The sequence below is a fragment of the Prevotella melaninogenica genome (assembly GCF_018128065.1).
Taxonomy (GTDB): Bacteria; Bacteroidota; Bacteroidia; order Bacteroidales; family Bacteroidaceae; genus Prevotella.
The window spans coordinates 464,973-479,870 of record NZ_CP072359.1 but is presented as its reverse complement, the minus strand read 5'-3'; the positions used below and the strand labels follow the sequence as shown (position 1 = coordinate 479,870).

The following is a 14,898-nucleotide window of genomic DNA, read 5'->3' as shown; positions in this document are numbered from 1 at the left end:
AAAACGGGTAGTCCTAAACAAAAATTGTACGTTGTCAAACAAAAGTGCACAACTTGACCTCCAATTAAGTTTGGGGTTTTAGTTATAAAATTATTAATAAAAAAGTATATTTGCACTATGACAACAAAAAAGAATTTTTGATAATAAAACAATGAAATATCAGAGTAAATAACTACATTTGCAGTTGTGCACTTTTGTTTGACAACGTACAAGAGTTATGAAGTCGTTGAGGATAGAAAAGTTTAGAAAACTTCTGGAAATGGCAGAACGTTATAGAAGAAAGAATCAGTATGTTTAATTAGAATAATTGATGCTTGATGTTATTAGATAGGTCACAAATGGAACAATGGGCAGATACCTATAATGCCAAGGGCGATTTCCCGTTGTTAATACAGAAACTAGTATATGCTTCGACACCAGAGTTGACGAAGTGTAATATACCTTTTGGGAGTGCAGTGAATATGGGCGGTTTTGATGGTGAAGTAGAATCTGCTAAAGGGTCAGCGTATATTCCCAAAGGGAAGTGTATCCTAGAGTTTGGAACTAATAAAGATTTCAAAACTAAGGCAGAAAAGGATTATACCACAAGATCTAAGAAAGATTATGAAGGGTTAAACAAAGCTGAGACCACTTTCATATTTATGACACCAAGGTGTTGGGGCAACAAAAAAGACTGGGAAGAAGAGAAAAAGAAGAATAGTATTTGGAAAGATGTTCGGGTATATGACAGCACATTGCTAGTACAATGGATTCTGTCTGTTCCTTCTGTAGATATTTGGTTTTCACGATTGGTTGGAATGCCTGTTAACAACTTAATATCAGGTAGTGAACGTTTGAAAGAATTTTTGGAATGGGAAAGGATAAAACTAGATGCATCCTTTTTTACTGCAGGTCGTGAGGATATTGCCATGCAGTTGAAAGATTTAATCACCAGCCCAACTATAAGGGCATATCGTGCGTCGTCGAAAGAAGAGGCTTTGGCATTTCTATTGGCTGTAGGAAAGCTGTTCCCAGAAAATGAGCAAAAGAATTTTTATGCTAGAACTGTTGTTGTGGACGATAAGGCTGCATTTAGGCAAATGGGTGTTCAGTGCGGAATGATAAACCTTGTGCCAGAATTTGATGACCCTTCTGTTCTGTCCCAAGCAGTAGCCCATAATAAGATAGTGCTTGTACCATTGGGACCTGGTGACGACTTTAATTTGGAGGTTGTAGAGCTCCCCAGCCCAGACAGATTCCGATTAGAAAGCGCTTTAGTGAAAAGTGGTATTGAGGAGGAAAAAGCAAAAAGACTGGTCAAAGATTGTTCGTGTAATCTTACGATGATAAAAAAGACTTTAGGCTTCCCTATATTTCAGGTGGACTGGTTATACAACGATGATGTTATAGAAATAGTGCCTGCGCTTATCGTTGAGAGATGGAATGAGAATTGTGATGGTGATAAAGAGGTGATGGCCTCATTGTCAAAAATGGAATATAACGATTTCCAAACATCAATGATTCGTTGGTCTCAAAAGCCCGTTCCACCCGTCATGCCTGTAGGTGCACTTTGGAGGATTACATCGCCTTTGTCTTTATGGTCGGATATGTCCCGTCTCATTCGAAAAGAACATATAGATGAATTAAAAGCATTGTCGGTTAAGGTGTTGTCTTGTGAGGATGACACATATTCTCATCAACTTAAGCAGGGACTGCTTAATTCACTGATTATACTTGCATGGCATGGGGGTCAAATACTAAAGGTAGAGTGTCCTTCGCAAAAGGAGGTAGACGACGCGCTGCGACAAGTGGTAAGCGGAGCAAATGCTTGTAGATGGAACAGTATAGCGACAGTTCTTCCTTTGATCGCAGAGTCTTCTCCATCGGTATTTTTGGCGGAAGTGAAACGCTCCTTAATGGAAGAAAACTCTTCTGTAATGTCTATGTTCAATGAGAAGGAAGGCATCATAGCGCCAGAAAGCAACCATCCTTATTTGCTTTGGGCATTAGAAAGTCTTGCTTGGATACCAGAATCATTGAAGGATGTGACAGAAATACTGTTGATGTTGTCGGAGAAAGATCCAGGTGGAAGGCTTAGTAACCGACCTTTTAATAGTTTGGTTGACATTTTTCTCCCCTGGTTACCTCATACTACAGCAACGATAGATCAAAGACTGTCTATTATAGATGTTTTATTGAAATGTGATTATTCCAAGAATTGGGATTTCCTGATTTCGCTATTACCGAAACGGCATGCCGTCTCTTCCGGCACTCACAAACTTAAATGGCGTGGTTATGATATGGTTGTGCCGAAAGGTGCGACTGATGCAGATATTTGGAAGACAACAGAGTTTGCCTGTGAGAAGCTGATGGCTGTATATGATGGTGATGATCACAGATTGGCTGAGCTAATTGATAAGATGGAACCAATACCTTATGTTTTCAGAAAGAAGCTGATAACTTGGATAAAGGAAACAGTAATATCTTTGATAGGACAATTTCCTGAAACGAGGAAAGAACTTCGCGAAACATTATGGTATCAGAATGTCATTAAAACTGACAATGATTTGCGAATGACCGAAACTGAAATAAGTGATATTAAATCGGCATACGAAGCCTTGTCGCCAGCTGATATCATAGAAAAGAATAAATGGCTATTTGATGAGATGTCGCCCAAACTCCCCGAAGAGAAAAGGGGAGAGAATGAAAAAGACATTCAATATTATATTAAGGTCTTGGATAAAATGCGAGGCGACACAGTAAAAGAATGGCTGGACAATTTGACTATTGATAATGTTCTTGAAATTAGAAAGAGTGTTAAAGAGCCCTATGAATATGGTCGTTCGTTGGGATGCTTTTATATGACTGACGGTTTGACAGAAAAAGTGTTGACGCTACTTGGAAATCAAGATGAGAGGAGATTTGTAAATGGCTATATAAGAGGGTACGAAGGTGCTGCTGGTGAGCAAGGACTAATCAATTACTTTGATGGCATTCGAAATGAATTGACCGAAGAGAAAGTTGCTATGTTTCTGTTAGATATGTGGCCCTCTCCGCAATTGTTTGGATATATAGAAACGCTACCAGGAAAAATTCAAACACGATATTGGACAAGTTATCGTGGTGGTACTTATGGGCTTTATGGCGAAAATACTTTGTTTGTCTTAAACAAGTTGAGGTCGGTAGGCCGCTCTTTGGATGCCATGAATGGATCCTGGCATTATTGTAAAGAGCTTCCCACGAGTATGCTACAGGATCTTCTTTTAGAATGTCTAAGTTGTTCGTTAGATGTTAACGAAAAAATAGATATGCTGGCAGTTAAAAGCTATATGGAAGAACTTCATAAGCGATCAGATGCAGATAAAGAGATTCTGTTTAAGTTGGAATGGTTGTTTGTTCCAATAATGAGACACCACTTCTCGAAATCTGATGTCAGCTTAATTTATGAAAAAATGACAGAGAAACCGCAGTTGTTTGTAGAACTCCTAACATATTTATATAGACCAGAACACGAAACAGAAGCGGTAATAAATTACGTCGAGACAGAAGAGGATGTGACGATTAAAGAGAACAATGCATTGAGAGCATTATATCTTCTAAGGAATTGGAATACAATACCAGGTGTTGACAAAGATGGTAATATTGATTTAGGCTATCTGAAAAAATGGACGGCGAAAGCTGTGGAATTGGCAAAAGAGAAGGATAGGGAAAAAATCGCCTATCATCAGATAGGAGAGTTATTTGCGAAGTATCCTGAAGGTGTGGGGAATTGGCCACCAATGGAACTTTTTGGCCTAATGGAAGAATTAAATTCGGAGGAATTGTTCCATAATTATAATATCGGGTTATTCAACAAAAGAGGTTTTACATCACGTGGAGGTTATGATGGTGGGGATATTGAGCGTAATAATGCAGAATACTTTGATGATTTAAGAAAGAAATGCCAGTTGCTATATCCGCGTGTGGCGAAAGTCTTTAGTGACCTCTCTGAGCAATACTTAGGCATGGCAAAAGAAATGGATAATCAGGCCACAATCGCAAAGTTGGATTATTAGTTAATATTGGTATTGGTAGATAAATGGAACAAGAAGGAAAGCCCTGTGGCAAATCGCAGGGAAAATTGGCAAACCGCTATGACATATTGTATCATGCCAAAAGAAGAATTTGAAGTTTTGCAGTTGGATTTGCAGCAGGGTGGCTAGTTTATCAAAGAATACCTGCATGATGCCGGTGTCAATTATTCCACCTATGTACGTTGTCAAACAAAAGTGCACAACTTGACCTCCAATTAAGTTTGGGGTTTTAGCTACAATTATTAACAAAAAAGTATATTTGCACTATGACAACAAAAAAGAATTTTTCAGTAAATCCTAATCAAAGTTCTTCGGAATCCTTATTAAAGGATATTCGTCGCAATACGAAACGTATTTTCACTTGAGAACAAAAAGTTTTGATTGTGATGGAAGGAATCCGTGGCGAGCATAGTATTGCCGAGCTCTGCCGTAAATATGGCATATCAGATAGCACTTACTACAAATGGAATAAGGATTTTATCGAGGCCGGCAAAGCTCGCCTCGATGGTGATACCATTCGTGAAGCAACGAGCGACGAGGTAAAGGAACTTCGTCAGGAAAACATTCGCTTAAAAGAAGCCCTTGCCGATTTGGTAGTTAGATATGATGTTGTAAAAAAAGCTTGAAACTCATCGAATAAGCCCTATGCATGAATCGTATATTCGTTATAGTGCGGAAGAGAAAGAGAGCATCATTCTAACAATAAAGCGTTCATAGTTAAGTATTGTTCAAGCACTTAAGCGTTTAGGAATCCCAAGGCGTACCTTTTATAATTGGTATAAGAAATATGCTATAGGAGGTTTGAATGCTCTCAGAGCAACACATTGTAGAGCACCGACAACGTGGAACCGCATACCTGATAATATTCGACAAATAGTGGTTGAACTTTCTTTAGAACATCCAGAGCTCACCCCCAGGGAATTGTCAGTTCTTTTATTGGAAGAGAGTCAGATATTTGTTTCAGAGTCAAGCTTTTATCGTATATTACACGAAAGAGGGCTATTAGAACGTATGGAGCATGATTTTATCTTTGCAGCTGATGAATTCCATCATAAGACTAAATTCGCTAATGAGATGTGGCAGACCGATTTTACCTATTTCAAAGTCAAGGGTTGGGGCTGGTATTATCTCTCTACTGTAATTGATGACTACAGCAGGTATATTATCCATTGGGAGTTATGTTCGAGTATGACTTCTGATGATGTATCCAGAACAATAGATAAAGCAATTGAGAAGGCAGGAGTTACATTCCAGAATCCTCCTTGTCTGTTATCAGATAATGGACCATGTTATATTGCTTCCTCTCTCAAACAGTATCTCTGTAAGGAATATAATATCAAGCATATTCATTATTTTTGTCCCTCTGAATTGGAAAATGCTATCGATGGGTGGGTGAAATATTATAATGAGAGAAGGTTTCATGAATCGTTAGATAATCTTACACCCAAAGACGTATATTTAGGGCAAGGGGAGAAAATCAAAAAGACAAGAGAAATAATAAAGCAAAATTCAATCAACAAAAGAATTTTTGATAATAAAACAAAGAAATATCAGAGTAAATAACTACATTTGCAGTTGTGCACTTTTGTTTGACAACGTACATGAAAATATATTTATCTACGCATACACATTCTCCGTATGATCCCATTGGATTGCCCATTTATTACTAATAAAAGATTCTCCTATGTTAAAAATAAAATTAGTTTCACGAATAACAATAGCGTCTACATTTTTAATTTGTCAGATGCTGTCATCTTGCATCACCGGAATTGACACGGTACATTCCATAAGAGTCAGAAATTGCACCCACGACACATTGATTATAGGTGGATCTTTATATAACTGCATTGATAGTGTAGATGTTTTTTTAGAAGCGAGTAATGACACTGCATTTTATGGTTTTACCAGTATTGACGAATCCGGGCATTTGAATATTCATGGAAATTTCATTTTACCAGACTCGATCGGCAGAACTACATATTCGTCATTGTTTAATCACAATCATACAGGATACCTATTCATAATTAAATTAAGCAATGCAAGAAAATATACGTGGGTTGATATATGCAAACACAAACTTTATGACATAAAAGTAGTAACTGCAGATGATGAATTACAAAACAACAACAAGATTATAGAAGTTTATAGTTCTAAATAAAATTATAGTTATCAGGTCTCTGAGAATAAATAGCATTTCTCAGAGACTTACCAGATTACTACAACATCATGAATTCTGTTATCTTATTCACTATGAGTATGAGCAAAATAAATCTATTTGTGTGTATTCCTATTGTTATTTGTTCATTATCTTCATGCATCCCTATATGTGATTCAAGGACTATCGCCATTTTCACGAATCGTACGAATGACACCTTATTTATAGGTGCCTCCCACTACGATACGATTGATAGTGTGGATTGTCTATTGCAACCTACATATTTGCCTATTGATAGTGACCTCTATCCTTCTAAGGTGACGTTGTGGAATGGTATTGATGTCCAAGGTGACATCGTATATCCAGACTCGTTGTTTACCATAGATGGCAATTATCTATTCAACAATACCGATACCTGCTATTTCTTCTTAATCAAATGGAAAGATGCTAAAAATCATTTATGGGATGAAATCCGCATGAAGAAGTTATATCGTCGAAAAATAGTTGTTCGAGATTGTAACGGTAAGTTTGATCAGACGATTCAATAGAAAGATCCTAACCATGTCCCATACTCGTCGAAGGATACGCTATAGCATAAGGTCATAGATGAGTTACAAGATATGTTAACCCGCTGATAACTGTAGATATATAGATTATCAGTGGGTTTTCTTGGCTTTTGGAAAAACTATCGTGAATTGGTTCTGTTCACCATTTTTCGATTGCCCTTTGAAAATTTTGAATATGTTCAACTCTTTGTATGCCATAATCTCTACAATTTTATTCCACCAACGGGTTACTATAGATTTCTACAAGATTATTAGTGCTATATTTTATAGCAATATACTGAATATTATCCGTTTACAAGATTACTAAGCATGGAATCGTTTTTAATGCGCTCAATTTCAGAATCAACCAGCAAGAGTATTTCTTGCTTTACCTTACGATAGTTGGCTTCGATAGTTTCTTTGAGGTTATCGAAGCCTGTACGTTGTCAAACAAAAGTGCACAACTTGACCTCCAATTAAGTTTGGGGTTTTAGTTATAATTATTAATAAAAAAGTATATTTGCACAATGACAACAAAAAGAATTTTTGATAATAAAACAAGGAAATATCAGAGTAAATAACTACATTTGCAGTTATGCACTTTTGTTTGACAACGTACAGTTTTACATATTATGAAGAAATTTGTTTTTGCTGTAATTATATTATCTGTAACTTTAACAAGTTGTTTGAGTTTCTTTCCTAATCGTTATGAGAAATCTCTCATATATAATGGCTTTCGGGCTAACATGACTACAATGATTGGTACAAAAGTGAACATAAAAGGTTATTATTCCTTAGTTACGGACAGTAATATATCGACATCCAAAGGAGATTTTTCAGTAGTTGATAATGGTAGAGCATCAACACTTGCAGGCTATAATCCTTTCATCCTTTATGAAGATGGGACATACGGAAATATTCTTTTCAATGCCGTGGGGAAAGATTTTTCAGCAAATGAACATTATAAGAAAGTCGATATGGAATTAGATAAGGAATGTATGCCTTTGAATAATATCTATCTCATGAGGAGTGGATATTATAAAGTAAAAGAGGATACTATCTGCGTAACGACGTATATATATTATTTACTACGAACAGAATTGGTACTATTGAGATATAAAATCATCGATCGCAGTCATTTACTACTTTTAGATGAAACTTACATTTCTGGAAATAAAAATGATAACGATACTTGTGTTCGGAATAGGATATTTGAATTTATTCCTGCTAAAACACTTCCGTCTCCATCTATATTTCCAATTAAAAAGAAAAGATGGGCTTGGGCTAACAAGAAAGATTGGAAGCGTTTTAAACATAGTATTGCAAGAATATCAAAAAATAAATTGGAATAGTATATAGATTTTACGATGCTATTGGTGCTATATTGAATGACAATTATTGAATATTATCCTTTAATAAGATTACTAAGTACGGGATTATTTTTGATTCGTTCAATCTCTGAATCAACAAGCGATAGTATCTCTTGCTTTACCTTACGATAGTTGGTTTCAATAGTCTCTTTGAGGTTATCGAAGCCATTTTCGTTAGTGAAGTTTGCTATTACAGGGATTGATTGATAGGTTTTCATCTCTGCAGAGACTTTTGCACTGTCCACGACAATTTCCGCATGAAAAATCTTTTGATCGATTCGCTCATCAAAGTTATCGGACACTGCACCCACGAACATACCTTGTGTGAGGTTTGAAATCTTGCTTGCAGGGATAAGACTGTCCATCTGTGTGGAGATAGACGTGGACTTATCATTGCGATTGATGGTCATGGACTGCCGTTGCTGCAAGACCTTTCCAAATCGCTCAGAAAGTGTCTTGGCGGTTTCTCCTACGACTTGACCACTGAACACGTTGCCCACGGTATTTTGTATCACTTTACTTTCTTTGTCCCCATAATCGCGAGTGAGCTGTGAGAAGTCCTGAAAGCCCAAACACACTGCTACCTTGTTGCTTCGGGCGGTAGCAATAAGGTTGTCCAGCCCACGGAAATAGATAGTCGGCAACTCGTCGATAATCACAGAACTTTTGAGCTGTTTCTTCTTGTTGATGAGTTTCACAATACGACTATTATAGAGTCCAAGAGCAGCTGAGTAGATATTCTGACGGTCGGGGTTGTTACCTACTACAAGAACTTTCGGCTCATTGGGATTGTTGATGTCAAGTGAGAAATCATCACCTGTCATCACCCAGTATAAGGCGGGAGAAATCATGCGTGAGAGCGGTATCTTGGCACTTGCTATCTGTCCCTGCAACTGATCCTGCGCTCCACCCTCCCAAGCGTCCATAAAGGGCGAAAGATAGTTGGCAAGCTCATCGTAGGAAGTGAGTATCGGAAATATCTGTGCGTAGGGGCGGTTAAGAAACTCAATGGTATGAGGAAAAGTACAATACTTCCCATTTTCATAGATTTTCAGGAACCAAATAATAGCTGCAAGCAAGATAATTGGCGACTCCACAAAGAAATCTCCCTGCTTCTGTATCCACGAGCGGTTAAGGTTGAGCATGATGGTATAGGCACTTTCGTAAGCGTCCGATATGTCCGTCATAAAGGCAGGATTGATTGGGTTGCAACGATGGCTTCTTCGTGGGTCGTCGAAGTTAATCACAAAGAACTGCGGCTTTACTTGGTAGGCATCAAGGTGGTTGAGCAAATGGTTGTAGGCAATTTCCGAAAGGTCAGGAAACTTATAGTCGTAAATATACATCGCAAAACCCTTCTCTATCTGCTGCTTGATGTAGTTGTTCACGATGGCGTATGACTTACCGGATCCGGGAGTGCCAAGTACCATTGATGCACGGAAGGGATTGACCACATTTATCCAGCCGTTGTTCCACTTCTTTTTATAGTAAAAGCGTGTAGGTAGGTTTACCGAATACTCATTGGTCATCAATCGTGTTTCCTGCATGAAACTCTCGTTCTCCGTGTTGAACACATCGGCCATCAGGTTGTTTTTGAGTAGTCGGCTCATCCATACACCACCCATCAGCAGACAGATATAGCCCATAGACAGCGTGAAGATGTAGAGCGAAGCCGCTCCAATTTTTCCTATCGGCAATGCTAAGAGCCACCAGTTGAGAAAGAAAAAGACAAAGCCTGAGAAAAGCACCGTCCAAATCTTTGGCCATGTGATTTTCTCCTCCTTTACGCCTTTCGTGCCCAAGCAGGAGAGCGCAAGGAATACTACACAATAGAGTTTCGTCCATAGGATAGATGAAAATAATCCCGTGGTGCGTTGAAAGTTCATCAGTATCTTGTTGATGATACCGAGCGTGAAGTGCCACTGCTGAAACGCCTCGTAGCAGAACCAGTAACAGTTAATCAGGAGGAAAATCACCGAAATTCCCCGCATAAAGTCCATGACTTTACCTAATGCCCTTAAATCATCTTCTTGTGCCATAATACTATTTTATTGTTGTTAAAAAATCGTTTGAATGTTATTTGAATGGTGTACTTAACGCTTCCTGCGTTGAAGACTTATCTTGCTTTGTCTGCGAAGTTTACGCTGCCATGCCGCTTCTTTCCAATCATCATTACCCGATGAAGAAAAAGATTCTCCCACCATATCGTCTATAAGTTCATCGACAAGATTGTCGCTTTCCTGCTCATCCGACTGTATTGTCTGCATCTGTTGTTGAAAGGTGGTATCAATCTTACCATAAAGCGATTCATCCAAGAATGGATTTTTCTCTGGGTTAGAGAAGTACTCGTTAAACTTATTGGCGGTATATCCTTTACCCAATCGAGAACCATTGAACGCAATGCCTTTTTCATCATCAATGAATGTAATACCATAGATGCGTCCACCCTCATTCTTGCGGATTACAACACACAAGCCTTGTTCCTCCAATCTTTGTCGAAGTCTTTCCTCCGTTTGGGGAGAAGTACGCATTACTTCTAATACCTTTCTTCTGACGGCTGGTATCAATGGCTTAACCATCTGCTTCGATTTTTGCATCTTGTTTTGAACGGCAGCATAGCCTACACCTCTGCCAATGTCCGAGGCATGAATGGGCGTGCTCACTTTATTGCCCTTGTCATCTGTAGGCACATAGACCAGTCCATCATACCGTTTACCCCTATACTCGGTCTTTACCTCTTCTACGGCGAGATTATATCGGGAGAGTATGGCGTTTAGCTCACCCAAGGAGCAGAATGAATAATGCTTCAGAACCGAACGAACGGTGTTAGATACCTGCTCCTTGATATTCCCTTGCGTAGCATCAATCTTTGGCGTTTCTGCTGTCGGCTTCTCACTGACTTTTGAACTTGGGATAAGGTGATACTTTTTCTCCAGAGCATCAGTAATCTTTTTGCTTCGTCTGCCCTCATACTTGTCATTGATTTTTCTGCCTTTGCTATCCACTCGAAGCGAAACGATGTGAATATGCTCACGGGCAATGTCATTATGCTTAAAGACGATGTAGGGTTGTTTTCCGTAGCCGAGTGCCTCCATATACTCCTTGGCTATCTGTGTGAGTTGCTCATCGGATAGTTTCTCGTCCGGGTGCGGATTGAGCGAACAGTGGAACACCGTTTTCTTGGTACGGCAGTTCTTCGGTATCAATGCCTCCATATCAGCAAGCACGTCCTCCATCGTATAACGTCCTTCCTTGCTCTGATACAATTCAGCGGCAAGAAGAATATTCGCTTCTCCTTTTTCCACCTTTTTGAAATTGTAGCCGAGTGCTCCTCCGAGGTTCTCCGTTGCTGAAATTTTTGCTATCATTTTTTTTACTAACCTGAACTCGGGATAAGAAATGTCTGTAAAAAGTTGGTAATCTCATTATATTTTTGTAACTTTATAGTTGAAAATCAATTATTTACAATAAACATAACGATGATTACCAAGGACAAAATTACTGAAATTTTCTGTATTGCAGATGACTTTTGCAAAGAATTTGAGTTAGAAACTGATAAAATAGGTCTCTCAGAAAGGAATAAAGGATGTCATCGCCATCGCAGGTGGCGTATGAGTAAGTCTGAAATCATAACGATATTAATTTGCTTCCACTTTAATTCCTATCGTAATTTTCGTCACTATTATACCTTTTTCGTAAAAGAGCATTTAGCAGATTTATTTCCAAATCAATTGTCTTATAATCGTTTTCTTGAATTAGAGGCAAGAGTCTCTGTAGAGATGATGATGTTCCTGCAGATATGTTGTTTTGGGAGGTGTACTGGTATTAGTTTTATTGACTCAACTTGTATTCCAGTTTGCCATAATAAACGTATTTGTCGCAATAAGGTTTTTAGAAATTATGCAACAAGGGGTAAGAGTACAATGGGATGGTATTTTGGATTCAAACTACATCTTATCTGTAATGAAAGAGGTGAGATTCTAAACTTTATGCTCACTAAAGCAAATGTTGATGACCGAGACGAAAATGTATTTAACAGATTGACAGACAATGTGTTTGGTAAATTGTTTGCAGACAAAGGGTACATTTCTCAAGGATTATTTGAGCGATTGTTCAATGATGGAATAAATTTAGTTACTGGCATTAGGAGTAACATGAAAAACAAACTAATGCCACTTTATGATAGACTTCTTCTAAGGAAAAGATCTGTAATAGAGACTATCAATGATGAGCTAAAGAATGTAGCTCAATTAGTGCATTCAAGGCATAGAAGCATATTTAATTTCGCAATGAATGTTCTCTCTGCTATTGCAGCCTACTGCTTCTTTGAGAAGAAGCCAGCAGTGAACATAGATTTTGCTATAGAGCAACATTCGGGACAGCTTACATTATTCTAAAGTAATCTGTTTTATTATTATCTTTAGACCCAATCAAAAGATTGAGTCTAAAGAGCCGTTGTACTAAACCAAACAGAAGAGTGATATGATACTTATCCCGAGTTCAGGTTACTAAATTCTCAATACTTCTTCTTTCTATAATCAATGGTTAGATTGATTGCCTGCTCCTGCAAAGTGATGATTTGAGCAGACAGTTTCTCCAACTTCTCAAGCATAATCTGTGCAGTCTTCACGCTGTGATAACTGTTGATAGCACGCACGACTTGGTTATACAGCACGCCAATCTTATGGATTTGTGCCGTCAGGTCAGAGAGTTTTCGGTAATATTCCACGGCGGATTTATCCACCGTTATCACCTTGAAACTCTCTCCAAGAATACGACCACGCACGAAATCCGACTTGGTCTCGGCCCCTGAACGCTGAAACAAATCAATCGCTCTCTGCTGGTCTTTGGGGTTAGGCAACCGTACATGCCAGTTGTCCCAACGTGGCTTTTCTACTTGTTTTCGTTCTGAACCATGTTCCTTGTCCTTATTCATATCCTTTCTGTTTTCTTAATTACGACTTTGGAGTAATTCATCTCCCCTTCGGGGCAAGGGTCTTTGTGGTACAAACGTCGGTTTGTGTTACAAAGACACACCTTGCCAATATCAAGAGTTGATACGATTGAAGTATCCACCTGTAAGGGTGTCTGCTTCGAAGAGTATAGCTTCATATATTCTATCTGCCTGCAAAGTTACGGTAGATTTTCAAATATCTCATTATCAATGATATTCACTCTTTTTCCTTTCATTTCCTTGTACTTCTATCGCATAGAAATATCTATCGAAAAAGCTTTTATTTTGCAGATAAAACGAACGTGATATCGTTCGATAGAACTATTTAAATAACGATATGACGATCTCTATTTCAATCGTTCAATATATCGTCAGATAGAACTATCGAGATGTCGACAAATCGACAAATAAAACGATAGATACTTCGGTATTTCGACAGATAGAAGAATTAATAATTCGCTCTGAAGATTACTCTAACGAACTACCATTCAAATTATAGTTCAAACGATAAAAATATCTATAGTATGGAACAGATACAAACATCGCCCATATTTCTGGGCTTCTCCTCTCAAAAGGGAGGTGTTGGCAAAAGCACCTTGGCTGAGATTATCAGCAGTATTCTTTACTACGAAAGAAATATCCATCTTTTTGTGGTAGATTGTGACTTGTCTCAGGACTCATTCTATAAACTCCGTGAAAGGGAAAAGGCTTGCATAGAAGGTGATCCACTGCTTTCCAAGCAGATGAAGCAACATTTCTCCTCTTTGAAGCGTACAGCCTATCGCATACTCAAGGCAGACCCTAAGGAGGCAATAGAAAAAGCTAACGAGTATATCCGTAAACATCCGTCTGAGAAGTTTGATTTGGTCATCTTCGACTTTCCTGGTCATGCTGGTACAAGTGACCTTTTGCAGCTATCGCTGGAGATGGACTATATTCTTTCACCTTTAGAGCCTGACGTTCAGTCAATGGTTGCCTGCCTTACCTATATCAAGGCGGTAAACGACTTGGGTGTATCCATGTCAAGTGTCCGTATCAAGGAAGTCATTCTCCTATGGAATAAGGTTGACCGAAGAGTTAAGAACACGCTCATAGAATACTATAGTAGGTATATCAAGAACGAAGATTACACGCTACTTGACCAGTATGTCTATGCAACTCATCGCTTCAGCCATGAACTGGAGCAATACGGATTCCGTGGAGTATTCCGTTCCACTTACCTGCCTCCCAATAAGTCTTTACGAATCGGGACCGGCATTGATGAGCTGACAGAGGAATTGCTTACCCATATTCAACTTAAATAAGACAGCACTATGGCAAGGATACAGGAACAGCGACAAAAACTGGAAGCCAAGCTCAAGGAAATGGCAGAAGACGGGGTAATGAAGACACCACCCAAGGAAACGGTGGCTTTTGACCCTCCTGATGAGGAAGAGGATATGAAAACAGAGGTCGGTGGCAACCAAAAGGAAAAACAACATTTGGTAAAGGAGCTTATGCCTACTTCGGAGGATAAGCAGGAGAAGACCTTGTGTAAAAGCCACGAGAGAGGAGATGATAGAAGTGCGGAAACACCTCGTACTTCTTTAGAGGACTACCGAACACGTTATTTACAGTCAATCCGCCTTCGAGAGCGAACCAATTTTACAATGAGTGCTGATACACTCCAAGTGCTAAGAAACGTCTTACAGGACTTGGGAGAGCGGGTATCGATGGCTTGCTATATTGATAATATTCTTCGTGAACACCTCAAGGAGCATAAGGAACTACTCAATAATGCTACAGCAAAACATCGACGCAAGGTGGCAATAGACTTTTGAAC

Annotated in this window: 11 protein-coding genes and 1 pseudogene; 8 read left to right on the top strand and 4 right to left on the bottom strand. The window is 38.7% G+C overall.

Annotation, left to right across the window (positions count from 1 at the left end):
- Nucleotides 1–338 precede the first annotated feature (338 nt).
- The 4 genes from J5A56_RS02075 to J5A56_RS02060 all read left to right on the top strand — a co-directional run bounded on the left by J5A56_RS02075 (nucleotide 339) and on the right by J5A56_RS02060 (nucleotide 6,755).
- The gene (locus J5A56_RS02075; protein ID WP_155945327.1) at nucleotides 339–4,034 is read left to right on the top strand and encodes a hypothetical protein; all 3,696 of its coding nucleotides are present in this window, start codon (nucleotides 339–341) and stop codon (nucleotides 4,032–4,034) included.
- 404 nt (nucleotides 4,035–4,438) lie between these two features.
- Nucleotides 4,439–4,678: a transposase gene (locus J5A56_RS13890; protein WP_021670864.1), complete on the top strand. Its 240-nt coding sequence runs from the start codon at nucleotides 4,439–4,441 to the stop codon at nucleotides 4,676–4,678.
- A gap of 97 nt (nucleotides 4,679–4,775) precedes the next feature.
- Complete coding sequence (locus tag J5A56_RS13885) at nucleotides 4,776–5,615, top strand: transposase (protein ID WP_432757712.1); 840 nt, start codon at nucleotides 4,776–4,778, stop codon at nucleotides 5,613–5,615.
- A gap of 849 nt (nucleotides 5,616–6,464) precedes the next feature.
- On the top strand, nucleotides 6,465–6,755 hold the full coding sequence (locus J5A56_RS02060) for a hypothetical protein (RefSeq protein ID WP_021670868.1): 291 nt from the start codon (nucleotides 6,465–6,467) through the stop codon (nucleotides 6,753–6,755).
- 302 nt (nucleotides 6,756–7,057) lie between these two features.
- Here J5A56_RS02060 and J5A56_RS13880 read toward each other — a convergent pair.
- A pseudogene (locus J5A56_RS13880) lies at nucleotides 7,058–7,189 on the bottom strand (TraM recognition domain-containing protein); the annotation flags it as partial.
- A 195-nt stretch (nucleotides 7,190–7,384) separates the two neighbouring features.
- Between J5A56_RS13880 and J5A56_RS02055 the strand changes: the two are divergent.
- Nucleotides 7,385–8,104: a hypothetical protein gene (locus J5A56_RS02055; protein WP_021670869.1), complete on the top strand. Its 720-nt coding sequence runs from the start codon at nucleotides 7,385–7,387 to the stop codon at nucleotides 8,102–8,104.
- Between the two features lie 53 nt (nucleotides 8,105–8,157).
- Here the strand turns inward: J5A56_RS02055 and mobC are convergent, their stop codons facing one another.
- On the bottom strand, nucleotides 8,158–10,161 hold the full coding sequence (gene mobC / locus J5A56_RS02050) for a conjugal transfer protein MobC (protein WP_021670870.1): 2,004 nt from the start codon (nucleotides 10,159–10,161) through the stop codon (nucleotides 8,158–8,160).
- Between the two features lie 54 nt (nucleotides 10,162–10,215).
- Nucleotides 10,216–11,490 (bottom strand): conjugal transfer protein MobB, encoded by a 1,275-nt coding sequence (gene mobB / locus J5A56_RS02045; protein ID WP_211815473.1) that lies wholly within the window; start codon nucleotides 11,488–11,490, stop codon nucleotides 10,216–10,218.
- 111 nt (nucleotides 11,491–11,601) lie between these two features.
- On the opposite strand from mobB, the gene J5A56_RS02040 reads away from it, so the two are divergent.
- Nucleotides 11,602–12,519, top strand: coding sequence for an IS982 family transposase (locus J5A56_RS02040; RefSeq protein WP_021670875.1), 918 nt, complete (start codon nucleotides 11,602–11,604; stop codon nucleotides 12,517–12,519).
- A gap of 119 nt (nucleotides 12,520–12,638) precedes the next feature.
- On the opposite strand, the gene J5A56_RS02035 is transcribed toward J5A56_RS02040, so the two are convergent.
- Nucleotides 12,639–13,058 (bottom strand): hypothetical protein, encoded by a 420-nt coding sequence (locus J5A56_RS02035; protein WP_021670876.1) that lies wholly within the window; start codon nucleotides 13,056–13,058, stop codon nucleotides 12,639–12,641.
- 542 nt (nucleotides 13,059–13,600) lie between these two features.
- Between J5A56_RS02035 and J5A56_RS02030 the strand changes: the two genes are divergently transcribed.
- Both J5A56_RS02030 and J5A56_RS02025 read left to right on the top strand, forming a co-directional pair.
- Nucleotides 13,601–14,380, top strand: a complete 780-nt coding sequence (locus tag J5A56_RS02030) for a ParA family protein (RefSeq protein ID WP_021670878.1) — start codon at nucleotides 13,601–13,603, stop codon at nucleotides 14,378–14,380.
- A gap of 9 nt (nucleotides 14,381–14,389) precedes the next feature.
- Nucleotides 14,390–14,896 (top strand): DUF3408 domain-containing protein, encoded by a 507-nt coding sequence (locus J5A56_RS02025; protein ID WP_021670879.1) that lies wholly within the window; start codon nucleotides 14,390–14,392, stop codon nucleotides 14,894–14,896.
- Nucleotides 14,897–14,898: the final 2 nt, after the last annotated feature.

Excerpts from the sequence above, each read along its gene's own strand:
- J5A56_RS02075 (WP_155945327.1), top strand. The coding sequence starts at position 339 with ATGGAACAATGGGCAGATACCTATAATGCCAAGGGCGATTTCCCGTTG.
- J5A56_RS13890 (WP_021670864.1), top strand. The coding sequence starts at position 4,439 with ATGGAAGGAATCCGTGGCGAGCATAGTATTGCCGAGCTCTGCCGTAAA.
- J5A56_RS02055 (WP_021670869.1), top strand. The coding sequence starts at position 7,385 with ATGAAGAAATTTGTTTTTGCTGTAATTATATTATCTGTAACTTTAACA.
- mobC (WP_021670870.1), bottom strand. The coding sequence starts at position 10,161 with ATGGCACAAGAAGATGATTTAAGGGCATTAGGTAAAGTCATGGACTTT.
- mobB (WP_211815473.1), bottom strand. The coding sequence starts at position 11,490 with ATGATAGCAAAAATTTCAGCAACGGAGAACCTCGGAGGAGCACTCGGC.
- J5A56_RS02040 (WP_021670875.1), top strand. The coding sequence starts at position 11,602 with ATGATTACCAAGGACAAAATTACTGAAATTTTCTGTATTGCAGATGAC.
- J5A56_RS02035 (WP_021670876.1), bottom strand. The coding sequence starts at position 13,058 with ATGAATAAGGACAAGGAACATGGTTCAGAACGAAAACAAGTAGAAAAG.
- J5A56_RS02030 (WP_021670878.1), top strand. The coding sequence starts at position 13,601 with ATGGAACAGATACAAACATCGCCCATATTTCTGGGCTTCTCCTCTCAA.
- J5A56_RS02025 (WP_021670879.1), top strand. The coding sequence starts at position 14,390 with ATGGCAAGGATACAGGAACAGCGACAAAAACTGGAAGCCAAGCTCAAG.